Here is a 24030-nt window from a genome sequence, read left to right on the forward strand (position 1 = left end):
GGAGAGGTCGCGCCGCAGGCGCGGGTGAGGGTTCTCTCCTCTTGGGGGTTCTCGATTGTGGTGACACCCTCTCCCCGACCCTCCCCCACAGGCGGGGGAGGGAGCGCACAGTTTGCGTGGCGACAGCTGGGCTCATTCCATCAGCCCCGCTTGATGCGCGGGTCGATCGCGGCTTGGGCGATGTCGACCAGCAGATTGAGGAACACGAAGAACAGCGCCAGGATCAGGATCGTGCCCTGCAGCAGCGGCAGGTCGCGCTGGAAGATCGCGGAGTTGAGCAGGAAGCCCGAGCCCGGCCAGGAGAACACGGTCTCGATCAGGATCGAGCCGCCGAGCATATAACCCAACTGCAGCCCCATCACCGCGAGCGCGGTGGGCGCGGCGTTCTTGATGACGTGACGGAACACGCCGGTTTCGCGCAGGCCCTTGGCACGCAGTGCTTCGACGAAGTCCTGGCTGAGGATATCGCCGGTGAGCGCGCGCACCGTGCGGGTGACGATGCCCATCGGGATCACCGAGGTCGTGATCGCCGGCAGCACGAGATATTTGAGGTGCGCCCAATCCCAGGCCCAGGAGTTGGAGCCGCTGGGCCCGGCGCCGACCGCGGGCAGCCAGTTCAGCTGGACCGAGAAGATGATGACCAGCAGCATGCCGAGCCAGTAATGCGGCACGGAGACGCCGGCGATGGCAAAGGAGGTCGCGACCTTGTCGACCCAGGTCTCGCGGAAATAGCCGGCGATCAGGCCGAGCAGGATGCCCATGGTGAAGCCGATGATGGCGGCGGCAATCGCGAGCGTGACGGTGTTGCCGACCGCGCGCATGACCTCGGCCAGCACCGGACGCCCCGTCGCGATGGAATTGCCGAGATCGCCATGAAGGGCACGCAGCAGCCACAGGCCGAACTGCACCGGCAGCGGCCGGTCGAAGCCATAGGCGGCGCGCAGCTGCGCGGCGAGCTCCTGCGACGCATCGGCCGGCAGCACCGCAACCAGCGGATCGCCCGGCGTGATGTGCACGAGCAGGAAGCACACCAGCGCGACGCTGATGACGATGGGGACGACGTAGACAATGCGTCTGGCGGTATAGGCGAGCACGTTTGGTTCTTTTCTTCCCTTCTCCCCTTGTGGGAGAAGGTGGCGCGAAGCGCCGGATGAGGGGTTCTATCCCCGGATACAGTCGTTACGACGCGAAAGGGACATCCGCGGAGAGAGACCCCTCACCCGGCTTCGCTAAAGCGAAGCCACCCTCTCCCGCAAGGGGAGAGGGTGCAGCGAGTGCGCGGCGCGAATTACTGCGCGATCGACACCGGCGAGAAGTCGATGAACCAGCTTTTCGGCTGCACGACGCCTGTCACCTTCGGGCTCATCGCGCGCGGGCCGACGTCATGGGCGACGTAGAGGAAGGCGGCGTCATCCACGGAGGCCGCGTGCAGCTCGGCGAGCGCGGCGTCGCGCGCAGCGGGATCGAAGGTCTGGCGCGCCTTCTTCACCAGCTCGTCGAACTTGGGATCGTTGATGAAGCCCCAATTGTTCGAGACCGGCGGAGCCATGCTCGATTGCAGGAAGCGCACCAGCGCGAAGAACGGGTCCATCGCCGCATAGGTGACGTTGGTCGCGTTCGAGCCGTTGGCCGAGGGGTCCTTGGCGCCGCGGCGCCAGTTGGTGAACAGCGTGTTCCACTCGATGACGTCGAGCTTCACATCGAAATAGCATTCGGCGAGCGCCTGCTGAAGATATTCGTTCATCGGCAGCGGCTGCATCTGGCCGGAGCCCGACGCAGACGTCTGGATCTTGACCGCAAGCTTCTTGCTGGGACCGAAGCCGGCCTCCTGCATCAGCTTTTGCGCAGCCGCCTTGTCGTACTTGATCTCGAAGCTCGGCTTGCCGCGCCAGGGGTGGCCAGGCTCGAAGGTGCCGGATGCCGGCACCATCAGCCCCGCGAGCAGGCCGTCCTTGAGGCCTTCGCGATCGACGCAGAGGTTCGCCGCCTTGCGCACCCGGATGTCGTTCCAGGGCGAACCCTCGACGCGGGAGAACTGCCACGGCCAGACATGCGGCTGCTCGTTGGCGGAGAGCTTGAAGCCGCGCTGCTTGAGCTCGGGCAGCGCGTCCGGCGCCGGGGCCTCGACCCAATCGACCTGGCCGGACAGCAGCGCCGCGGTGCGCGCGTTAGCTTCCGGCATCGGCAGGAGCACCATCTTGTCGATCTTGGGCACGCGGGCCTTGTCCCAGTAGCTCGCGTTCTTGACCAGCTCGAGCCGCTCGCGCGGCGTGAAGCTCGCCATCTTCCACGGGCCGGTGCCCGAGGCGTCCTTGGCAAACGCGGTCCATGCGGCTTGCGACTTCGCCTTGGCGTCGGCGCCTTCGGCCTTGTCGTAGAAGGCCTGCCATTTCGCCGGGCTCGCCATGAACAAATTGGTGAGGTTGATCGGCAGGAAGCTGTCGGGCTCCTTGGTGGTGAGCTCGACGGTCATGTCGTCGATCTTCTTCGCAGACGCCAGCGTCGGCATGCGCGAGGCCGTGACGCCGACCTGGCTGGCGTCGAACTGCGGCGCATCCTGCTTCAGCACCTTCTCGACGTTCCACACCACGGCGTCGGCGTTGAACGGCGAGCCGTCATGGAACGTGACGCCGGGGCGCAGCTTGAAGGTCCATTTGGTCTTGTCGGCATCGTCGACCTTCCACTCGGTGGCAAGGCCGGGGATCACCACGCTCGGCTTGTCGGCCGAGGACAGGTCCCAGCTGGTCAGCGCGTCATACATGGTGAGGCCGGTGAAGCGGTTGCCCTCAAACCCCTGATCGGGCTGGCCGAGCGTGCGCGGAATATCGGCAGCCGTCATGCCGATGCGCAGTACAGTTTCCGCACTCGCCACGCGCGGCCATGCGGCCGCGCTGCCCAGCGCCAAGAGCGCGATCAGCGCCGCCCGTGTCTTCTTGTTCTTGATAAGCATCGCCTCGATCCTTCTTCGGCTTTCGATGATTAATTTTGATGCAATCGCATGCAATGGCTATGCCAAGGAGAAACTTTTCCTGCAGATTGCTCCTGCGACGACAAGTCCTTGTGATCGATTGAAGACAGAGCAGCCCGGCTGCCTATTCTGGCATCAAGATTGCAGGTTTGGCCCCGAAATCCCCTGGGAGCTTTGGGCCATGCGTATTCGTCTATCGACCTGTCTCGCCGTGCTTGCGCTGGCAATTTCCGCGATCTCGGCGCGCGCCGAAACCGTTGTGCGCTATGGCATCTCGATGGCGGACATTCCGCTCACCACCGGCCAACCCGATCGCGGCGCCGGCGCCTATCAGTTCACGGCCTACACGATCTACGATCCGCTGGTGGCCTGGGAGATGGACGTTGCCGATCGCCCCGGCAAGCTGGTGCCGGGCCTCGCCACCGAATGGAAGGTGGACGATGCCGACAAGACGAAGTGGCGGTTCACCCTACGCAAGGGCGTGAAGTTTCACGACGGCAGCGAGTTCAACGCCGATGCGGTGATCTGGAATCTCGACAAGGTGCTCAACGACAAGGCGCCGCAATTCGACAAGCGGCAGAGCGCGCAGGTGAAGACCCGCCTCCCCTCCGTCGCCAGCTACGCCAAGATCGACGACTTCACGGTGGAGATCACCACCAAGACGGTCGATTCCTTCTTCCCCTATCAGATGCTGTGGTTCCTGGTCTCGAGCCCGGCGCAATATGAAAAGCTCGGCAAGGACTGGGACAAGTTCGCCAGCCAGCCCTCCGGAACCGGTCCATTCAAGCTGACGAAGCTGGTGCCGCGCGAGCTTGCCGAGCTAGCCAAGAATCCGGACTACTGGAACAAGAAGCGCATTCCGAAGGTCGACAAGATCGTGCTGGTGCCGATGCCGGAAGCACTGACGCGCACCAACGCGCTGCTCGCCGGGCAAGTCGACCTGATCGAGACGCCGGCGCCGGATGCCGTGCCGCAGCTGAAGGCGGCCGGCATGAAGCTGGTCGACAACGTCACGCCGCATGTTTGGAATTATCACCTCAGCGTGCTGCCGGGCTCGCCCTGGACCGACATCCGCCTGCGCAAGGCGCTGAACCTTGCGATCAACCGCGACGAAGTCGTCGGCCTGATGAACGGCCTTGCCAAGCCCGCCAAGGGCCAGGTCGACCCGTCGAGCCCCTGGTTCGGCAAGCCCAGCTTCGAGCTGAAATATGATCTCGCTGCCGCCAAGAAGCTGGTGGAGGAAGCGGGCTATTCCAAAGCAAAGCCGCTGAAGACCACCTTCATCATCGCGCAGGGCGGCACCGGCCAGATGCTGTCGCTGCCGATGAACGAGTTCCTGCAGCAAAGCTTCAAGGAGATCGGCATCGAGATCGACTTCAAGGTGGTCGAGCTGGAGACGCTCTATACGCATTGGCGCAAGGGCGCGGCGGACGAGATGAACGCCGGCATCACCTCCAACAACATCGCCTATGTGACCTCGGATCCGCTCTACGCCATCGTCCGCTTCTTCCATTCCGGCCAGATCGCGCCAGTCGGCGTCAATTGGGGCGGCTACAAGAATCCGAAGGTCGACGCGCTGATCGACGAGGCCAAGCAGACTTTCGACAGCACCAAGCAGGACCAATTGCTGGCGCAGGCGCACGCGCTGATCGTCGACGACGCCGTGCTGGTCTGGGTCGTCCACGACACCAATCCCCACGCGCTGTCACCGAAGATCAAGCAGTTCGTGCAGGCGCAGCACTGGTTCCAGGACCTGACGACGATCGGGGTGGAGTGAGCAACAGGCAAGGGAGGGCACGGCGCTTTGCGCCTTTGCCCACCCGGGATACCCGCGCGGCGCGCGATCACCGCCCCTTGGTCGGGATCTTGTTGTACGGCACGTCCTTGTCGACGCGGATATCGCCCGGCAGGCCCAGCACGCGCTCGGCGATGATGTTGCGCAGGATCTCGTCGGTCCCGCCGGCGATGCGCATCGAAGGCGAGGACAGCAGCATCTGCTGGAATTGACCCTGCGCCATTTCCTCGTCGTTGCCGGTGAGAACACCGGCCGCGCCCTGCAGGTCCATGGCGTAGGTCGCGATGTCCTGCAGCATCATGCCCGACACCAGCTTGCCGATCGAATTCTCCGGGCCCGGCCGCTCGCCCTTCGACAAGGCGGAGATCGTGCGGTAGCTGGTGTATTTCAGCCCGTTCGACTTGGCCGCCCAGCTCGCGAGCTTCGAGCGCACGGCGGGATCGTCGATGGCCAGGCCATCCTCCAGCACCAGGTTCGAGCAGAGCTCGAACATCTCGGGCACCCCGGTCGCGAGCCGCGCGCCGATCGACATGCGCTCGTTCATCAGCGTCGTCAGCGATACGTTCCAGCCGTCGCCGACGGCGCCCAGCCGCTGGCTGTCGGGAATCACCACGTCGGTGAAATAGACCTCGTTGAACTCCTGCATGCCGTTGGCCTGCTTGATCGGCCGCACCTCGACGCCGGGGCTCTTCATGTCCAGGAAGAACATGGTGAGGCCCTTGTGCTTGGGCACGTTCGGATCGGTGCGCGCGATCAAAAGGCCATTGTCGGAATAATGCGCGCCCGAGGTCCAGATCTTCTGGCCGTTGACGACCCAATTGTCGCCCTTCTTCTCCGCGCGCGTGCGCAGGCCCGCGACGTCCGAGCCGGCAGACGGCTCCGAGAACAGCTGGCACCAGATCTCCTCGCCCGAAGCCAGCTTCGGCAAGTAACGGCGCTTGGCGTCCTCGCTGCCGAACGCCATCACGGTCGGGCCGCACATCCCCTCGCCGATCTGGAACGGCTGCGTCAGCTTGCCGTAAACGCCTTCCTCCTGCTGCCAGATCACCTTCTCGATCGGCGTCGCGCCGCGTCCGCCATATTCCCTAGGCCAGTGCAGGCAGGCCCAATTGCCCTCGAACTTCTTCTTCTGCCAGGCCTTGCCGACATCGACGATGTCGTGATTGGCAAGGCGGATGCGGCCGAGCGAGGACTTCGACAACTCGGCATGCAACTCCCTAGGCGCATTGGCCTCGATCCATTTGCGCGCGGTCTCGCGGAATGCGGCTTCCTGCGGGGTGTCGTCGAAATTCATGGCGGACCTCACTTCTGCGTAGGGTGGGTTAGCCGAAGGCGTAACCCACCACTTCTGTCGAGTATCGTTGCGAGCATGGTGGGTTACGCTTCGCTAACCCACCCTACGAATTCGGACTCATCTTCCCTTCGTCGGGATCTTGTTGAACGGCACGTCCTTGTCGACACGGATATCGCCGGGCAGGCCCAGCACCCGCTCGGCGATGATGTTGCGCATGATCTCGTCGGTGCCGCCCTCGACGCGGGTGCCCGGCGCACGCAGCAGCATGGCCTGGAAACGGCCGGCCAGCTCACCATCCTCGCCGCTAACGATGCCGGCCGCGCCCTGCAGATCCAGCGCGTAGGTCGCAACGTCCTGGATCATGGAGCCCGCCACCAGCTTGCCGATGGAGTTTTCCGGCCCCGGCCGCTCGCCTTTCGACAGCGCCGAGATCGCGCGCATGCTGGTGTACTTCAGCCCGCTTGCCTTCACCGCCCAGTTCGCCAGCTTCGAGCGCACCGCGCGATCCTCTATCGCCGGGCCGTCGTCGAGCATCAGGCTGGAGCAATACTCGAACAATTCCGGGAAACCGGTCGAGACGGCCGCGCCGATCGCGCTGCGCTCGTTCATCAGCGTGGTCAGCGACACGTTCCAGCCGTCACCGACCTCGCCGAGGCGCTGATGGTCGGGGATGCGCACGTTCGTGAAATAGACCTCGTTGAAATCCGAGGCGCCGCTCGCCTGCTTGATCGGCCGCACCTCGACACCCGGGCTCTTCATGTCCAGGAAGAACATGGTGAGGCCCTTGTGCTTGGGCACGGTCGGATCGGTACGGGTGAGCAGAATGCCGTAGTCGGAATAATGTGCGCCGGAGGTCCAGATCTTCTGGCCGTTGATCACCCAGTCATCGCCGTCCTTCTCCGCGCGCGTGCGCAAGCCCGCGACGTCCGAGCCGCCGGCGGGCTCGGAGAACAGCTGACACCAGACCTTCTCGCCGGAGGCGAGCGGCGGCAGATAGGTGCGCTTATGCTCCTCGCGGGCGAACGCCATCATGGTCGGCCCGCACATGCCGTGGCCGATGATGAACATGCGGGACAGCTGGCCGAACGGCCCCTCCTCCTGCTGCCAGATCACGCGTTCGATCGGCGAAGCGCCCCGGCCGCCATATTCCTTTGGCCAGTGCAGGCAGGCCCAGCCGGCGTCGGCCTTTTTCTTCTGCCAGGCTTTTGCAACCTCCAGGATATTGGCGTTCTTGAGCACGGTGCGGCCGAGCGAGGATTTGCGCAGCTCGTCCTCGTATTGCCTGGGCGCGTTCGCGCTGATCCAGGCGCGGGCGGTGGCGCGGAACTCGGCTTCCTGCGGGGTGTCGTCGAAGTTCATGGCAACTCTCTCGCATTTCGTAGGGTGGGTTAGCCGAAGGCGTAACCCACCTCTTTGGTTTCCACATCGGAAGAAGAGGTGGGTTACGCCAAGCGACTTGCGCTTCGCGCAATCCGCTCGGCTAACCCACCCGCACCAATCGTTACGCCGCGTTCTTCTTGCGCATGCGGTCGATCAACTGGTCTTCCCAATAGGACAGGCTGCCGAGGCCCAGCGCCATGGCGTTGGCGCGGCGGTAGTACATGTGGCAGTCGAACTCCCAGGTAAAACCCATGCCGCCGTGAACCTGGATGTTGTTCTTGGCGCAGTGCTGGAACGCCTGCGTCGCGCTGATGCGCGCGGCGGCGGCAGCCTCCGGCAGCTCGGCCGCATTGGTCGAGAGCGCCCAGGCGCCGTAATAGCTGTTGGAGCGCGCCAGCGTCGCCGACACGTACATGTCCGCGAGCATGTGCTTGACGGCCTGGAACGAGCCGATCTGGCGACCGAAGGCGATGCGATCCAGCGCGTAATCGCGGCCCATCTCCAGCGCGCGGTCGGCACCGCCGACCTGCTCGAACGCACACAGCACTGCGGCGCGGTCGAGCACCTGGGTGAGGATGCTCCAGCCTTCGCCGGCAGCTCCCAGCGGCTCGGCTTTGGCGTCCTTGAAGGTGATCTCGGCCTGTCCGCGGGTCGGATCGAGATTGGTGAGGTTCTTGACCGCGACGCCGCCGGCCTTGAGATCGACGAGGAACAGCGAGATGTCGTTCTCGCGACCGCTCGATCCGGTGCGCGCGGCGACCACCGCGAAGTCGGCGATGCCGCCGTCGGCGACCGGCTTCTTGACACCATTGAGCACCCCGTTCGCAGCCGTCAGCTTGACGTTCTTCGGCGACGGATTGCCCTTGCCCTCGAACAGCGCCAGCGTGCCGATCGCCTCTCCGGCAGCAATCGCAGGCAGCCATTTCTTCTTCTGCGCGTCGCTGCCCGCGATCAGCAGCGCTTCGGCGGCGAGGTACACGGTCGAAGAGAAGGGCACAGGCGCATTGGCCCGCCCCATCTCCTCCGCGATCACGCAGAGCTCGAGATGGCCCGCACCCGCGCCGCCGAACTCTTCCGGAATGGCGACGCCGAGAAAGCCCATCTCGGCGAGGCCTTTCCACAGCTCCTTGTCGTAAGGCGCCTTGCCGTCGAGCACGATTCGCACCGCCTTGGACGAGCATTTTTCCGCGAGGAACTTGCGCGCCTGGTCGCGGAGCTGCTTCTGGTCGTCAGAAAAATCGAAGTTCATGGCGGCTTACCTCTTATTGTTTGTCGCTTGTATTGATGCCGTCATTCCGGGGCGCCGCGTAGCGGCGAGCCCGGAATCCATTTCGCCGCGCCTATGCGGCCTGATGGATTCCGGGCTCGCGCTGCGCGCGCCCCGGAATGACGAGTTGAGAGAGCGGTGCCTCATCGCAGCACGATCACATCTTCACCCGGCGTGTCCGCATACAGCCGCTCCACCAGCGCGGCGCGGCGTTCGAGGCCGGCGCGCTGGTTGATGTAGCCCTTGTCGGTGAGCTCGTTGCCGTCGATCGAGGGCGGCTCGACCATCAGCATCGCGCGCGCGATGACCCGGCTGCTGGCGCCTTCGCACTCCCGGTTGTGGGCTTCCAGGCCGCGCCAGAAGCAGGCGATCACCTCGGGATGCTTCACCGCATCGGCAAAGCTCAGATCTGGATTGCCGACGAGCTGGCGGCAGGCGTGCAGGTTCGGCCAGGCGAGCAGGCCGATGAACGGGCGGTCCTGACCCGCGACCAGCGCGTCGTGCACGACCGGCGTTGCGGCTGCGATCGCATCGGTCCGCAGCGACCCGACATGAACGAACGTGCCGGTGGTGAGCTTGAAGTCCTCCACCACGCGGCCGGCAAAGATGATGCCTTGCACCGGATCGGAATCGTCGACGAAGATTCCGGCATCGCCGATGCAGTAAAAACCTTCCTCATCGAACATCTTCTTCGTCAGCTCCGGCTGACCGAAATAGCCGGGCGTGACGTTGACGCCGCGCAGCCGCAATTCGTATTTCGAGCCGCACGGCACCATCTTCAGATCCACGCCGGGGAACGGCAGGCCGATCAGGCCGACGCGCTCGGTGTCCCAATAGGTGCCGGTCGAGGTCGGCGCGGTCTCGGTCGAGCCCCAGCCGGTATAGAACACGATGCGCTCGCCGGTGGTCTTCACCGCCAGCGCCTGCATGCGCTCATAGAGATCGTCAGGCAGGCGCGCGCCGCCATAGGCCATGATCGAGAGATTCTTGAAGAAGGAGCGGCAGAGCGCATCGTCCTTCTCCATGGCGGCGGCGAGCGCGGCGTAGCCGGCGGGCACGTTGGCATAATAGGTCGGCGAGATCTCACGCAGATTGCGCAGCGTCTCCTCGAACTGGCCCGGCATCGGCCGGCCGTCGTCGATATATAGCGTGCCGCCGTCGACCAGGATCGGGTGGAACGCGGCGTTGCCGCCCATGGTGTGGTTCCAGGGCATCCAGTCCAGCATGGTCGAGATCGGCCCGTTCGGATCGCGCGGCCGCACCTGCATCATCATCGCCGCATTGGCGCACATCATCTCCTGCGTGTTGATGACGGCCTTGGGCATGCCGGTAGAGCCTGACGTGAACAGCAGCTTGCCGACGGTCTGCGGCGTGATCTTCGCGATCGAGGCCTCGACATCAGCGGTGACAGGCGTGGCCACAAGCTCGGCGAAGCTGACGCTCTTGATGCCCTCGCAGGGCCGCGCGACGTGAACCACGGTAACGCCGCTGAGGTCGAGTGCCTTCAGCGCCTTCTCGAAGGTCGGGCCGTCCTGCACCATCAATACGGCCGGCTTGATCAGGTCGAACAGGTATTTGAGCTTGACGTGATCGTGGCTCATCAACGAGTAGGCCGGCGACACCGGCGCTGCCGGGACGCGCGCCTGCATCGCGGCCTGCGTCATCAGCGCATGCTCGATCGAATTGCCGGAGAGGATCGTCACGGGCCGGCCGTCGAGCCTGAGATTGAGCAGGCCTTGCGTCAGCGCGTCCACGATGCGCTTGGCTTCGCCATAGGACACCTTGCGCCATTCGCGGTTCGGACCGCCACGCTGCGCCAGCCAGATGCGCTCGGGTGCTTCCTTCGCCCATTTCGCCAGCGAGGCCGGGATGTGCTTCTCATAAGGCTGCAGCGGAATGCGCGACTTCAGCACCACCGTGCCGTCGCCGCGGCGCTCGACCTCGATGTCGCGCGCGAGCCACTGAACCTTGCGAAAGGCGGGCTTCGTCATTACTGCCGCCGCGCTTCCACTCATTTTGCGTCTCCCGGAATTATTGTCCTTTGCGGATCTTGATCGTTCAGCGCCTGATATAGACAGGCTTTCGCTTCTCAAGGAAGGCCCTGATGCCTTCCGAAAACTCTTCCGAGCGGCTGCACAGGACCTGGTTGCGATCCTCCATCGCAATCGCCGCTTCGAGCGAGCCGGCATCGACGCTCATATTGAGACATTCCTTGGATAGCCGCAGGCCCACGGGCGAGGCCGTCATCATCGCCTCGACATAAGGCTCGGCCGCGTCATCGAGCTTGTCCTCGTCCACGACCTCCGAGACGAGGCCGACCGCGAGCGCGCGCTCGGCGCCGATGAAGCGCCCGGTGAGGATCAGCTCGGATGCGACGGAGACACCGACGAGGCGCGGCAGAAAATAGCTGGTGCCGATGTCGCAGCCGCCGAGACCGAGCTTGATGAAGGCGCAATTCATCCGCGCCGATCTCGTTGCGATGCGGATGTCGGAGGCCAGCGCCAGCGCGAAGCCGCCGCCGGCGGCCGCGCCCTGCACCAGCGCCAGGATCGGCTGTGGACAGCGCCGCATCAGCATCACGATGTCGGCGATGCGCCGCTGCGAATCCAGCGACTCCGTGACGCCGGGCGGCTCCTGCTGTCCGGCCCGGCGCGCCATCGCAGCTTTGAGATCGAGGCCGGCGCAAAAATTCTTGCCGGCGCCCTTGAGCACGACGACGCGCGTGTCGCGATTGCGCTGCAGGCCCTGGAAATAGGTGTTGAGCGCATCGATCAGCGCGGGATCGAGCGCGTTGAGCTGCTCGGGCCGATTCAGCGTCACCCGGTCGACGCCGTCGTTGTGCTCGATCAGCAGCGGTTGGGACATGGGGCCTCGTGCTAGCCGCGGGTCGCGGCGCCGATTGCTGCGCCCTCTCCCCTTGTGGGAGAGGGCATGTACATCGCTAGCCACATACTCGCTTGGGTGAGGGGTCTGTCTCCGCAGATGAGATCGCGGAGAGAAACCCCTCATCCGGCGCTTCGCGCCACCTTCTCCCACAAGGGGAGAAGGAAGAAAGCGCGTTACCGCGGCGCCATGCGGATGGCGCCGTCGAGGCGGATGGTCTCGCCATTGAGCATCGGGTTCTCGACGATGTGCACTGCGAGCATGCCGTATTCGGCGGCGTCACCGAGACGCGATGGATGTGGCACCTGGGCGCCCAGGCTCTTGCGGGCCTCTTCATTCAAGCCCATCAGCAGCGGCGTGAAGAACAGGCCGGGCGCAATGGTGTTGACGCGGATCTTCTGGCTGGCGAGATCGCGCGCGGCCGGAAGCGTGAGGCCGACGACGCCACCCTTCGACGCCGAATAGGCGATCTGGCCGATCTGGCCTTCGTAGGCTGCAACCGAGGCCGTGTTGATGATGACGCCGCGCTCTTCGCCGACGGGCTCGATCGTGACGAGACGCTCGGCGAACAGACGCAGGCAGTTGAAGGTGCCGATCAGGTTGACGTTGATGATGCGCGCGAACTTTTCGAGCGGGTAGACGCCGTCACGGCCGACAATGCGCTGCGAGCCGCCGATGCCGGCGCAGTTCATCAGCACGCGGGCGACGCCGTGCGCGGCTTCCGCCTTCGCGATCGCGGCCTTGATCTGCTCCTCGCTGGTGACGTCGGCGTGCAGTGCGACACCCTTCACTTCAGCGGCGACCTTCTCGGCGTTTTCCTTGCTCTGGTCGATCACGCCGATCTTGGCGCCCTTGGCCGCCATGGCGCGGGCGGTCGCGGCACCGAGGCCCGAGCCACCGCCGGTGATGAGAACGGCTACGTCTTTCAATTGCATCGCAGATACCTTTCCTTGGGCGTTTCTTCTCTAGACTTGTGACGTGTTGGCCGGACTATCCGGCCGCGGCGGCTTCCTCGGCTTGCGTGAGGATGCCGCCGCAGATCAGCGTTTCCATGTGCTTGATGTATTGCCGGCAGACATCGTCGGTGACCGGGCCGACGCCGGTCGCGCGGGACATCGCGTGCCGGCCGAAGAACAGATGATCGCAGGCACCGATCAGGCTGGTGTAGAACAGCACCGGATCGGTCGGGCGGAATTCACCGCGGCTGACGCCTTCAGCCAGCAGGCGGCGGTGGAAGTCCAACAGCGGCGCAACGAAGAACTTCGAGACTTCGTCGGCAGAGCTCGCGCTGGTCTCGTGCAAGAGATAGTGGATCAGCCGGTTCATATAGGGGAACCGGTGATAGGCGCGGATGATGCCGCCGATATGCAGCTTCAGCTTCGCCGTCGACGTGATCGGCTGCGCCAGCAAATATTCGAGATTGGACATCTCGGTCGCAGCATCCCGCGCCAGCAGCGCCAGCAACAGGCCGTCCTTGTTGCCGAAGTGATATTTGACCAGCGCGGCGTTGGCGCCCGACTTCTGCGCGATGTCGGACAGCGAGATCTCGATCGAGGAGCGTTCGATCATCAGCTCGCTCGCGGCCACTAGCAATTTCTCTGCCGTGGAATTTTTCCCGGCGGGGAGCCTGTTCGGAACGCTGGTAGCCACGGAGATCCCTGTTTGGCCGCTGGAAGCGGGGCGCAGATAAGCGCAAGCAGCGCCTCATCACAAGAGTTAATTGATCGATTGACTAAACGATCTCCGGTCCCTTAAATCCGTCCCCGACAACCAAACCCAATCAAGAATTCAGGGAGAGACCGACATGGCCGAGGCTTACATCGTCGCCGCCGCGCGTACCGCCGGCGGGCGCAAGGGGGGCCGCCTCGCCGGCTGGCATCCGGCCGATCTCGCCGCGAAGGTGCTGGACGAGCTGGTCGACCGCACCAAGGTCGACCCCGCCCAGGTCGAGGACGTGATCATGGGCTGCGTCATGCAGGTCGGCGAGCAGTCCAACAACGTCGCGCGCAACGCGATCATGGCGTCAAAGCTGCCGGAGAGCGTGCCCGGCACTTCGATCGACCGCCAGTGCGGCTCCTCGCAGCAGGCGTTGCACTTCGCCGCGCAGGCGGTGATGTCGGGTGCGATGGATGTCGTGATCGCCGCCGGCGTGGAGTCGATGACGCGCGTGCCGATGGGCCTGTCGTCGCAGCTTCCCGCCAAGAACGGCTTTGGCAATTACAAGAGCCCGGGCATCGAGAAGAAGTATCCGAACATCGTGTTCAGCCAGTTCACCGGCGCGGAGATGATGGCCGAGAAGTACGGCCTCTCCAAGGATGAGCTCGACCAGTATTCCTACAACAGCCATCAGCGCGCGATCGCGGCGACGCAAGGAGGCCACTTCAAGAAGGAGATCGTGCCGCTCGACATCACCCGCGCCGACGGCAGCAAGGACACCCATCACATCGACGAAGGCATCCGCTTCGATGTCACGCTCGACGGCATCAAGGGCGTCAAGCTGATCGCCGAGAACGGCAAGCTGACCGCGGCCAGCGCCAGCCAGATCTGCGACGGCGCCTCCGGCGTCATGGTGGTGAACGAGAAGGGCCTGAAGCAGCTCGGCGTCAAGCCGCTCGCGCGCATCCATCACATGACCATGACGGGCGGCGATCCCGTGATCATGCTCGACGCTCCCTTGCACGCGACCAAGCGTGCGCTGGAGAAGGCCGGCATGAAGATCGGCGACATCGACCTGTTCGAGGTCAACGAGGCCTTCGCCTCGGTGCCGACCGCATGGCTGAAGACTACGGGCGCCGACCCCGAGCGTCTCAACGTCAATGGCGGCGCCATCGCGCTCGGCCATCCGCTCGGCGGCTCCGGCACCAAGCTGATGACGACGCTGGTCCACGCCCTGCACCAGCGCGGCAAGCGCTATGGCCTGCAGACCATGTGCGAAGGTGGCGGCATGGCCAACGTGACGATCGTGGAACGGCTGTAAGCCGCGGCCATACAAACGGTGTCGTCCCGGACAAGCGCGCCTCAAGCGCGCGCCGATCCGGGACCCATAACCACAGGAGACTGTGGTTATGCTGCGCCGGAGCTCCATCTCGTTTCAACAGCCGAGGCCTGTGGTTATGGATCCCGGCCTTCGCCGGGATGACACCTTTTTTGTTGCGAGATCTCGACCATGACCCACCCCTCCATCCACGCCAGGACGACGCCCGACAAGATCGCCTACCAGATGGCCGGCACCGGCAAGGCGATCACCTATCGGGAGCTCGACGAGCTCTCGAACCAGGGCGCGCAGCTGTTCCGCTCGCTTGGCCTCAAGGCCGGCGACCACATCGCGCTGTTGATGGAGAACCGCCTCGCCTTCATGGAGCTCTGCTGGGCCGCACAGCGGAGCGGGCTCTATTACACCGCGATCAGCCGCTACCTGAAGCAGGACGAGATCGACTACATCATCGCCGATTGCGGCGCCAAGGTCGTGATCACCACACCGAAATGCGCCGAGCAGATCAAGGACCTGGTCAAGGGCACGCCCGGCGAGCCGATCTTCTACATGATGGACGACCCCCTGCCCGGCTTCCGCTCCTACGACAAGGAGGCCGCGGCGCAGCCGACCACGCCGATTGCGGATGAGGTCGCCGGCTACGACATGCTCTATTCGTCGGGCACCACCGGCCGCCCGAAGGGAATCAAGAAGGCATTCGAAGGCAACAGAATCGACGTGCCGAACGCCTTCCTGCGCGTGCTCTGCGCCGACATGTGCGGCATGAACGCGGAGAGCACCTATCTGTCGCCGGCCCCCCTCTATCACGCGGCGCCCCTGCGCTTCAACATGATGGCGATCGTGCTCGGCGGCACCTCCATCATCATGGAGCATTTTGACGCCGAAGAGTTCTTGAAGCTGGTCGAGAAATACAAGGTGACGCAATCCCAGCTGGTGCCGACCATGTTCGTGCGCATGCTGAAGCTGCCGGACGAGGTGCGCGCCAAGTACGACGTCTCGACGTTGAAGGGCGCGATCCACGCCGCCGCGCCCTGCCCCATCGACGTCAAGGCAAAGATGATCGAATGGTGGGGACCCATCCTGATCGAGTATTACGCCGGCTCGGAAGGCAATGGCGTCACCGTCTGCAACTCGCAGCAATGGCTGGAGCACCGCGGCAGCGTCGGCCGCGCCGTGGTCGGCAAGATCAAGATTCTCGACGAGAACGACGAGGAGCAGCCTGTCGGCGAGATCGGCACCGTCTATTTCGCCGACGCACCCGCCTTCACCTATCACAACGATCCCGAGAAGACGAAGAAGGCCTACAACGCCAAGGGCTGGTCCACGCTCGGCGATGTCGGCTATCTCGACAAGGACGGCTTTCTCTACCTCACCGACCGCAAGTCCTACATGATCATTTCCGGCGGGGTGAACATCTACCCGCAGGAGACCGAGGACGTGCTGATCACGCACCCCGAGGTCGCCGACGTCGCCGTGTTCGGCGTGCCGAACGAGGAGATGGGCGAAGAGGTCAAGGCGGTGGTGCAGCCCCACCACATGAGCCGCGCCGGCAAGTCGCTCGAGGCCGATTTGATCGCCTATTGCAAGAGCCGCCTCTCCGCCATCAAGTGCCCGCGCTCGATCGATTTCGAAGCCGAGCTGCCGCGCACACCCACGGGCAAGCTGGTGAAGCGACACCTGCGCGATCGGTACTGGCCGAAGGCGGCGGCGAAGATTTAGGACGGGATACGTAGGGTGGGTTAGCGAAGCGTAACCCACCACTGTCTCTATCCGCGGAAACAGAAGAGGTGGGTTACGCCTTCGGCTAACCCACCCTACACATCCCTCACCTCAATCAAACAAGCTCGGCGTGTGGTTCACCAGCGCGCCTTCGATCTCGAGCATCTTCAGCTTCGTCACCACGCCGCCATTTGCCGAGAACCCGCCGGGCTTGTTGCCGGCCGCCAGCACGCGATGGCAGGGCACCACGATCGGGCACGGGTTGCGGCCGAGCGCCTGGCCGACGTCGCGCGACAGCTGGACGCCGCCGAGCTGTTTTGCGATGTCGCCATAGGTGATGGTCTTGCCGGGCGGGATCGCGCGGGCGATCTCGTAGACGCCGCGATTGAACTCGGGCACGCCGTCGAGGTCGAGCGGGATGTCGGTGAGATCATCCGGCTCGCCGGCGAGCAGTCTTGTCATGCGGTCGATCGCCTCTCGCACCTCGGCGGTCGGCTCGGCTTCGGTGGCGTCGGCATGGCGCTGGCTGATGCGGGTGCGGATCTTCTGCTCGCCGCCCATCGGCAATTGCGTGCCGTTGATGCCGCGCGGGCCCCAGGCGATGGCGCACAGGCCGATCCGTGTGTCGAACAGGGCAAAATGCTGGTCGCTCATGGCTTGGATCCTGGCTTGCTTTCGTTGCAGGCCCCACTTTCAACTCACGCCAAATCTAGGCTTGGAAATAGTTGCGATCCACCCGGTTTCCGGGAATCTTGCACAGAAGTTCCGATCCTCTCTCGCGAGTCCATAATGCAGAGCCTTCACGTCAACGGATACGACATGCCCTATCTCGACGTGGGCGAAGACAGGGGCCGACCGCCGCTGGTCTGCGTGCATGGATCGCTGAATGATTTCCGGGTCTGGGGCTGCGTGCTGGGCCCGTTGACGCAGCGGCATCGGGTGATCGCCGTCAGCCTGCGCCACTTCTTCCCGGAAAAATGGGATGGGGTCGGCGACACCTATTCGATCGCCCAGCACGCCAGCGACGTCATCGCCTTCGTCGACAAGCTCGATCTCGGGCCGGTCGATTTGATGGGCCATTCCCGCGGCGGGCATATCTGCTTCCGCGTGGCGCAGCAGCGGCCCGATCTCCTGCGCCGGCTGATCCTGGCCGAGCCCGGGGGCGAGCTCGATGCGAGCCTTGATCCGGATTACGTCGGCGGCCCCTCGCCGCTGCTGGCGCGCTTCACGGCCTCGGCCGAGAAGATCGCTGCCGGCGATGTCGACGGCGGGCTCGCCGTCTTCGTCGACACGCTGGAAGGCCCCGGCACCTGGCCGCGGCTGCCGGCGATGGTGAAGCAGAATTTGCGCGACAACGCCTACACGCTGATCGGCCAGGTCCGCGACAATCGCCCGCCGTTCTCCAAGGTGGACGCGGAGGCGATCAAGATGCCGACGCTATTCATCCTGGGCGCGCGAACCAAGGGCCTGTTGCCAAAAGTGCTGCATGCGCTCGCGGCGCATGTGCCCTATTCCAAGACGGCGATCATCCCGAACGCGACGCATCCGATGTTCGAGCAGGCGCCGCAGAAATTCTCCGAAGTGGTTCTCGATTTTCTGGCGAGCTGATCCATGCAGAGCTTCCGCGTCAATGGTTACGACATGGCCTATCTCGAAGTCGGTGAGGGCCCGCCGCTGGTCTGCGTGCACGGTACGCTGGGTGATTTTCGCACCTGGTATTCGGTGCTCGGCCCGCTGTCGAAATCCCATCGCGTGATCTCGGTCAGCCTGCGGCATTTCTTTCCCGAGCATTGGGACGCGATCGGCGACGACTACAAGATGGCGCAGCACGTCGCCGATACGATCGCCTTCATCGAGCAGGTCAAGCCTGGCCCCGTCGACCTGATGGGCCATTCGCGCGGCGGCCACATCGCCTTTCGCGTGGCGCAGGCGCGGCCTGATCTGTTGCGCAAGCTGGTGCTGGCCGAGCCCGGCGGCGATCTCGACGCATCCCTGCCAGTGCCCGAAGGCACGCCCGCGCATCCGCCGCTGGCGGCCCGCACCGCGCGATCGGTCGAGATGATCCGCGCCGGCGACCTCGAGGGCGCGCTGCGGAACTTCTACGAAGGCATCGAAGGCGACGGCTCCTGGCGGCGCGTGCCGGCTGCGGCCAAGCAACAACTCCGCGACAACGCGCTCACCTTCCTCGGCCAGATCAACGAGCAGCGCCGGCCCTACACGCTGAGCGATGCGCAGGCGATCAGGACGCCGACGCTGCTGATCGGCGGAGGCGCCACCACCGGCAGCCTGTCGGTGATGTGGCGCGTGCTGGCCGCGCACATCGCGGGCGCCGAGACGGCGGTGATCGCGAACGCCGGCCATTGGATGTTCGAGCAAGCACCGCTGGAGTTCGGCGAGGTGGTGAACGGGTTCCTGGCGAAGTAGCTCCTCCCGTTTCGACGAAACAACCCCATGCGCAGTAGACGGCCCAAGCAATATCAATAGCTTAAGCAGGGCCTAACATTGGGCGTCCTGACGCGGTCAGCCGTGCTTGACCCCCGCCCGTCCCGGGAGTAGCTTCGAACACGGAATTCCGTATTCCTTTTTGGAGCTGACGGCGTGATTCCTCTCGACCCGCTCCCGAACCTGATCGACCAGGTCTATTCGCGGATCCTGGAGGCGATCTCCGACCGCACGCTCCAGCCCGGCCAGCGCATCCGGCAGAACGAGCTCGCCGACAGGCTCGGCGTGTCGCGCCAGCCGGTGTCGCATGCGCTGCATCTGTTGCACCGGCAGGGCCTGGTCGCCGAGAGCGGCCGTCGCGGCTTTGAAGTGACCCAGCTCGACCCTGCGCGCATCCGCCAGCTCTACGAGGTGCGCGGCGCCATCGACGCGCTGGCGGCCCGCCTTGCGGCGACACGCGCGGCCCGCGACGCGGCGGGACGCGCGCGACTGGAGACAGCGCTCGCCGCCGGGCGCCGCAGCGACCACAACACGATGCTATCCGAGCTCATCACCCTCGATGTCGATTTTCACCGCGCGATCTATCAGCTCGCCGGCAATCCCGTGATCGAGGAGACCATGGCGCCGCAATGGCCGCACATGCGGCGCTCGATGGCGACGGTGCTCTCCGAGCTCGACTATCGGGCCAAGGCCTGGGCGGAGCATGCCGATATTGCCGGAAACATTCTAAGCGGCAACGCCAAAGCGGCCGAACGCGCCGCGCTGGCGCACGCGCAGACGGCCGGACGGATGACCGAGGAGAGATTGCGGGCAGCGGACGAGGCGGCGGCGTAGCGATTGCCACCGTCATTCCGGGGCGATGCGCAGCATCGAGCCCGGAATCCATCGGGCGGCAGAGACTGCGGGGAAATGGATTCCGGGCTCGCGACTTCGTCGCGCCCCGGAATGACGAAAACAAACAAACAGGAGGACGACCCATGAGACTGTCCCAGGAGCAATTGGAGTTCTTCCACCGCGAGGGCTGGCTGTTCCTGCCCGAATTGTTCGCCCAAGAGGAGGTCGACCTGCTCGCGCGCGAGGCGGTCGGCATTTACGACGCCAACCGGCCCGAAGTCTGGCGCGAGAAGAGCGGCGCGCCGCGCACGGCCTTTGCCGCGCATCTCTACAACGAGGCCTTCCGCATCCTCGGCGCGCATCCGCGCATGATCGAGCCGGTCGAGCAATTGTTCGGCGAGCCAGTCTACATGCACCAGTTCAAGATCAACGCGAAATCGGCCTTCACCGGCGACGTCTGGCAATGGCACCAGGATTACGGCACCTGGAAGCGCGACGACGGCATGCCGGAGCCGCGGGCGATGAACATCGCGATCTTCCTCGACGAGGTGATGCCGATCAACGGCCCCTTGATGCTGGTGCCGCGCAGCCAGAATGCCGGCGATCTCGAGGCGTCGCACGATCTCGCCACCACCTCGTATCCGCTGTGGACGCTGGACGAGGACACGGTCACGCGCCTCGTCAAGCAGGGCGGCATCGTCGCACCCACGGGCAAGCCGGGCGGCATGCTGATGTTCCACGGCAATCTCGTGCACGGATCGAGCGGCAACATCACGCCCTATCCGCGCAAGATCGTGTACCTGACGCTGAACGCGGTCTCGAACCATATCCGCACACCGACGCGGCCGGACTACATCGCGCATCGCGATTTCACGCCGATCAAGACGGTGGACGACGACGCGCTGCTGCGGCTGGCACGTGCGCCGCGGCAGGCGGCGGAGTAATTTGCACTCGTGCCCCGGACGCAGCGCAGCACGTCAGTGATGCGCTGCTGAGCCGGGGCCCATGCTGCACGGATAGCTTTTCTCTGGGTCCCGGCTCTGCGCAGCAACGCTACGCGTTGCAGCGCGTCCGGGACACGATAGTTTCGCAGGACATCCCCATGAACCTCTTCCGCCTCCTCCAGGCCCGCGCGTCCGCCGGCAAGCCCGTTCGCGTCGCGCTGATCGGCGCCGGCAAGTTCGGCTCGATGTTCCTCGCCCAGGTGCCGCACACGCCGGGGCTGGAGGTGCCGATCATCGTCGACATCGACCGCGACCGGGCACGCGAGGCCTGCCGCACCGTCGGCTGGGACGCAGAGCGCATCGCCGCCACGGTGTTCACCGATGACGGCGCGCGCGCCATCGCCGGCGGCGGCATGGACGTGGTGGTGGAGGCGACCGGCAATCCCGCCGTCGGCATCCGCCACGCGCGCGCCGCGATCGCGGCGGGCAAGCATATCGTGATGGTCAATGTCGAAGCGGACGTGCTGGCGGGCCCGCTGCTCGCCGAGGAAGCGCGCAAAGCCGGCGTGGTCTATTCGCTCGCCTATGGCGACCAGCCGGCGCTAACGGCGGAGATGGTGGATTGGGCGCGGGCCACCGGCTTCCGCGTCGTTGCTGCCGGCAAGGGCACAAAGTACCTGCCGGCCTATCACGACGTGACACCCGATGGTGTCTGGCAGCATTACGGCCTGACCGCGGGCGAAGCGCAGTCGGCCGGCATGAATCCGCAGATGTTCAACTCCTTCCTCGACGGCACCAAATCGGCGATCGAGATGGCCGCGATCGCCAATGCCTGCGGCCTCGACGTGCCCGCGGACGGCTTGCTGTTTCCGCCCTGCGGCGTCGACGATTTGCCGCATATCATGCGGCCGCGCTCGCGCGGCGGCGTGCTGGAGCGATCAGGCCTTGTCGAAGTCGTCTCCTCGCTCGAACGCGACGGCCGGCCGGTGTTTCGCGACCTGCGCTGGGGCGTCTATGTCGTGCTGGAGGCACCGAACGACTATGCTGCCGACTGCTTCCGGCAATATGGCCTGAAGACCGATTCCAGCGGACGCTTCGCCGCCATGTACAAGCCCTATCATTTGATCGGGCTCGAGCTGAACATCTCGGTGCTGGCGGCGGCGCTGCGGGGCGAGGCCACTGGGCAGCCTTACGGCTTCCGCGGCGACGTCGCGGCTGTGGCCAAACGCAATCTGCACGCCGGGGAGATGCTGGACGGCGAAGGCGGCTACACGGTGTGGGGCAAGCTGTTACCGGCGGCCGCGAGCCTCAAGGCTGGCGCCCTGCCGATCGGGCTCGCACATCGCTTGAAGCTGAAGCACGACGTCGCCCACGGCACGGTGGTGCGCTGGAGCGATGTCGAGTTCGATGCAAACAACGAGACGATCAGGGTGCGAAAAGCGATGGAGACGGCTTTCGCGAAGGAGCGGTAAGGAAAGAGATCGGCGCCACGGGCGCCTCGCCTCTCGCGCTTGCGGGTGTCTGTCGCGCATTCGCAGGCGCGAGATGGCAGGTGGCTTGATTGTCGCGAGACGAACGGTCATCCTTGCTGACGGAATGCCATCATAGTGGGGATTCCAACAAGAAGAGGCCCATCAGGGTCGTTCGGAAACGCTATCAAACCTCAAACAAAACAACGCCGAGTCTCAAAAAGAACGAACGATCAAGTTCGTTCCGTGTCGAAGGCATCGGCATAGCGGAGGGTCCGCATGAAACGTCGTGATTTCCTGAAGGTAACGGGCGCGAGCCTGGCAGCGAGCACCGCAGTGGCGGCGCCCGCGATTGCGCAAAGCTCGCCCGAGATCAAGTGGCGGTACGCCACGAGCTGGCCGAAGGCGCTCGATACGCTCTATGGCGGCTGCGAATATTTCTGCAAGCAGGTCGCCGACCTCACCGACAACAAATTCCAGATTCAGCCGTTTGCGGCCGGAGAGATCGTTCCAGGCCTGCAGGTACTGGACGCCGTCTCCAACGGCACGGTCGAGATCGGCAACACCGCGCTCTATTACTACTGGGGCAAGAATCCGGCCTTCACCTTCGCAACCGCACTGCCGTTCGGCTTGAACACGCGGCAGCAGATTTCCTGGCTGTTGTGGGGCGGTGGGCAGGATCTCGTCAACGACCTGCTTAGGGAGCACAACGTTTATGGCATCCCGACCGGATCGACCGGCGCGCAGATGGGCGGCTGGTTCAGGAAGGAGATCAAGAGCCTCGACGATTTGAGGGGCCTGAAGATGCGCATCGGCGGTTTCGCCGGCACGATCCTCTCCAAGCTCGGCTGCGTGCCACAGCAACTGGCTGGCGGCGACATCTATCCGGCGCTGGAGAAGGGCACCATCGACGCCGCCGAATGGGTCGGCCCCTATGACGACGAGAAGCTAGGTTTCGTGAAGGTCGCCAAATACTACTACTACCCCGGCTGGTGGGAAGGCACGAGCCAGGGCCACAACATCATGAACATCGAAAAGTGGAATGCGCTGCCCAAGCATTACAAGGCGGCGATCGACGCGGCATCGCGCGATACCTTCACCTGGATCACCGGCAAATACGATGCAGTGAATGCGCCGGCGCTGAAGCGGCTGATCGTGAACGGTGCAATCGTCAGAGGCTTCCCGCAGGAGGTGCTCGAGGCCTGCTACAACGCCGCCAACGAGATCTACGCGGACCTCTCCAAGTCCAATCCGCATTTCGGCAAGATGCATGCGAGCATGATGGCGTTCAAGAACGACTCGCTGCCCTGGACGCAGGTTGCGGAGCTGAGCTACGACAGCTTCATGGCGCGGATGCGCGCCAAGACATGAGGCGCTGAGACCCCCCACGACTAAAGACGAAGAAGCCCCGGAGATGCCACCATCTCCGGGGCTTTGGTCGTTTTGCCGGTCGTTTCGGGCCGGAAGCGGCGGTCAAACCTCGGCTTCGCAATTGCGAGCGCACTGACGGCGCTTGATTATCGCAAGGCGACCGGTCATCCTGACGCCATTCCGCAATGCGCGGAATCCAAAAAGAGCCCGAAGGGCCTTCGGAAACGCCAAAATTTTTAAAACACCCACGTCGATCATCGGCGACGCAAAGACGACACCAAGATCGTTCCCTTGTCGAAGAATCGGCGCAACGGAGGGATACGCATGAAACGTCGTGATTTTCTCAAAGTGACCGGGGCTGGGCTGGCCGCAAGCACGGCCGTTGCCGCGCCGGCCATCGCACAATCGTCGCCGGAAGTGAGATGGCGCCTTGCGGCGAGCTGGCCCAAGGCGCTCGATACGCTCTATGGCGGCTGCGAATATTTCTGCAAGCGCGTCGCCGAAGCCACCGACAACAAATTCCAGATTCAGCCGTTCGCCGCCGGTGAGATCGTGCCAGGCCTGCAGGTGCTCGACGCCGTCTCCAACGGCACCGTCGAGATGGGCAACACGGCGCTGTATTATTACTGGGGCAAGAACCCGGCGTTCACCTTCGGCACGTCGCTGCCGTTC

General features: G+C 64.5%; 20 protein-coding genes (1 of these 20 only partly in view). 10 read left to right on the top strand and 10 right to left on the bottom strand.

The genetic code is table 11. The features are described from left to right. Positions 1-140 precede the first annotated feature (140 nt). On the bottom strand, positions 141-1094 hold the full coding sequence (locus ACNJYA_RS35665) for an ABC transporter permease (protein WP_172787018.1): 954 nt from the start codon (positions 1092-1094) through the stop codon (positions 141-143). 194 nt (positions 1095-1288) lie between these two features. After that, a complete protein-coding gene (locus ACNJYA_RS35670) occupies positions 1289-2950 on the bottom strand; it encodes an ABC transporter substrate-binding protein (protein ID WP_439401638.1) in 1662 nt (553 codons plus the stop codon). Between the two features lie 199 nt (positions 2951-3149). Between ACNJYA_RS35670 and ACNJYA_RS35675 the strand changes: the two genes are divergently transcribed. Next, a complete protein-coding gene (locus ACNJYA_RS35675; RefSeq protein WP_439401639.1) occupies positions 3150-4745 on the top strand; it encodes an ABC transporter substrate-binding protein in 1596 nt (531 codons plus the stop codon). Between the two features lie 67 nt (positions 4746-4812). Here the strand turns inward: ACNJYA_RS35675 and ACNJYA_RS35680 are convergent, their stop codons facing one another. The 7 genes from ACNJYA_RS35680 to ACNJYA_RS35710 form a co-directional block, all read right to left on the bottom strand. Next, entirely contained in the window at positions 4813-6057 is a 1245-nt protein-coding gene (locus tag ACNJYA_RS35680; protein ID WP_439401640.1) for an acyl-CoA dehydrogenase, read from the bottom strand. Between the two features lie 117 nt (positions 6058-6174). Further along, positions 6175-7416: an acyl-CoA dehydrogenase gene (locus ACNJYA_RS35685; RefSeq protein WP_439401641.1), complete on the bottom strand. Its 1242-nt coding sequence runs from the start codon at positions 7414-7416 to the stop codon at positions 6175-6177. Between the two features lie 142 nt (positions 7417-7558). Then, positions 7559-8686 carry an acyl-CoA dehydrogenase family protein gene (locus tag ACNJYA_RS35690; protein ID WP_439401642.1) on the bottom strand — a complete coding sequence of 376 codons (1128 nt, stop codon included), beginning with the start codon at positions 8684-8686 and terminating at the stop codon, positions 7559-7561. Between the two features lie 161 nt (positions 8687-8847). Beyond that, the gene (locus ACNJYA_RS35695; RefSeq protein WP_439401643.1) at positions 8848-10719 is read right to left on the bottom strand and encodes an AMP-binding protein; all 1872 of its coding nucleotides are present in this window, start codon (positions 10717-10719) and stop codon (positions 8848-8850) included. Positions 10720-10762: 43 nt separating this feature from the next. Then, the gene (locus ACNJYA_RS35700; protein WP_439364755.1) at positions 10763-11569 is read right to left on the bottom strand and encodes an enoyl-CoA hydratase/isomerase family protein; all 807 of its coding nucleotides are present in this window, start codon (positions 11567-11569) and stop codon (positions 10763-10765) included. A 194-nt stretch (positions 11570-11763) separates the two neighbouring features. Beyond that, positions 11764-12522, bottom strand: a complete 759-nt coding sequence (locus ACNJYA_RS35705) for an SDR family NAD(P)-dependent oxidoreductase (RefSeq protein WP_128939966.1) — start codon at positions 12520-12522, stop codon at positions 11764-11766. 55 nt (positions 12523-12577) lie between these two features. Beyond that, positions 12578-13156 (bottom strand): TetR family transcriptional regulator, encoded by a 579-nt coding sequence (locus ACNJYA_RS35710; protein ID WP_246572001.1) that lies wholly within the window; start codon positions 13154-13156, stop codon positions 12578-12580. A gap of 235 nt (positions 13157-13391) precedes the next feature. On the opposite strand from ACNJYA_RS35710, the gene ACNJYA_RS35715 reads away from it, so the two are divergent. Further along, the gene (locus ACNJYA_RS35715; RefSeq protein WP_439364757.1) at positions 13392-14564 is read left to right on the top strand and encodes an acetyl-CoA C-acetyltransferase; all 1173 of its coding nucleotides are present in this window, start codon (positions 13392-13394) and stop codon (positions 14562-14564) included. Between the two features lie 189 nt (positions 14565-14753). Continuing rightward, on the top strand, positions 14754-16298 hold the full coding sequence (locus ACNJYA_RS35720; RefSeq protein WP_439364758.1) for an acyl-CoA synthetase: 1545 nt from the start codon (positions 14754-14756) through the stop codon (positions 16296-16298). 111 nt (positions 16299-16409) lie between these two features. Here the strand turns inward: ACNJYA_RS35720 and ACNJYA_RS35725 are convergent, their stop codons facing one another. After that, a complete protein-coding gene (locus ACNJYA_RS35725; protein WP_172787007.1) occupies positions 16410-16952 on the bottom strand; it encodes a methylated-DNA--[protein]-cysteine S-methyltransferase in 543 nt (180 codons plus the stop codon). A 135-nt stretch (positions 16953-17087) separates the two neighbouring features. Here ACNJYA_RS35725 and ACNJYA_RS35730 point away from each other — a divergent pair, with 135 nt between their 5' ends. The 7 genes from ACNJYA_RS35730 to ACNJYA_RS35760 all read left to right on the top strand — a co-directional run. Beyond that, positions 17088-17906 (top strand): alpha/beta fold hydrolase, encoded by an 819-nt coding sequence (locus ACNJYA_RS35730; RefSeq protein ID WP_172787006.1) that lies wholly within the window; start codon positions 17088-17090, stop codon positions 17904-17906. Positions 17907-17909: 3 nt separating this feature from the next. Beyond that, complete coding sequence (locus ACNJYA_RS35735; RefSeq protein WP_439364759.1) at positions 17910-18722, top strand: alpha/beta fold hydrolase; 813 nt, start codon at positions 17910-17912, stop codon at positions 18720-18722. 174 nt (positions 18723-18896) lie between these two features. Next, positions 18897-19574 carry a GntR family transcriptional regulator gene (locus ACNJYA_RS35740; RefSeq protein ID WP_439364760.1) on the top strand — a complete coding sequence of 226 codons (678 nt, stop codon included), beginning with the start codon at positions 18897-18899 and terminating at the stop codon, positions 19572-19574. Positions 19575-19717: 143 nt separating this feature from the next. Further along, complete coding sequence (locus ACNJYA_RS35745; protein ID WP_212260004.1) at positions 19718-20518, top strand: phytanoyl-CoA dioxygenase family protein; 801 nt, start codon at positions 19718-19720, stop codon at positions 20516-20518. A 158-nt stretch (positions 20519-20676) separates the two neighbouring features. Next, a complete protein-coding gene (locus ACNJYA_RS35750) occupies positions 20677-21990 on the top strand; it encodes an NAD(P)H-dependent oxidoreductase (RefSeq protein ID WP_439364761.1) in 1314 nt (437 codons plus the stop codon). Positions 21991-22266: 276 nt separating this feature from the next. Next, complete coding sequence (locus ACNJYA_RS35755) at positions 22267-23358, top strand: TRAP transporter substrate-binding protein (RefSeq protein ID WP_212260001.1); 1092 nt, start codon at positions 22267-22269, stop codon at positions 23356-23358. 324 nt (positions 23359-23682) lie between these two features. Further along, on the top strand, positions 23683-24030 hold the 5' portion of the coding sequence (locus ACNJYA_RS35760; RefSeq protein ID WP_172787000.1) for a TRAP transporter substrate-binding protein. It continues 744 nt past the right edge of the window; only the first 348 of its 1092 coding nucleotides appear in the window; its start codon is at positions 23683-23685; its stop codon lies off the right edge, out of view.

The organism is Bradyrhizobium sp. BLXBL-01 (genome assembly GCF_051853025.1).
Classification (GTDB): domain Bacteria; phylum Pseudomonadota; class Alphaproteobacteria; order Rhizobiales; family Xanthobacteraceae; genus Bradyrhizobium.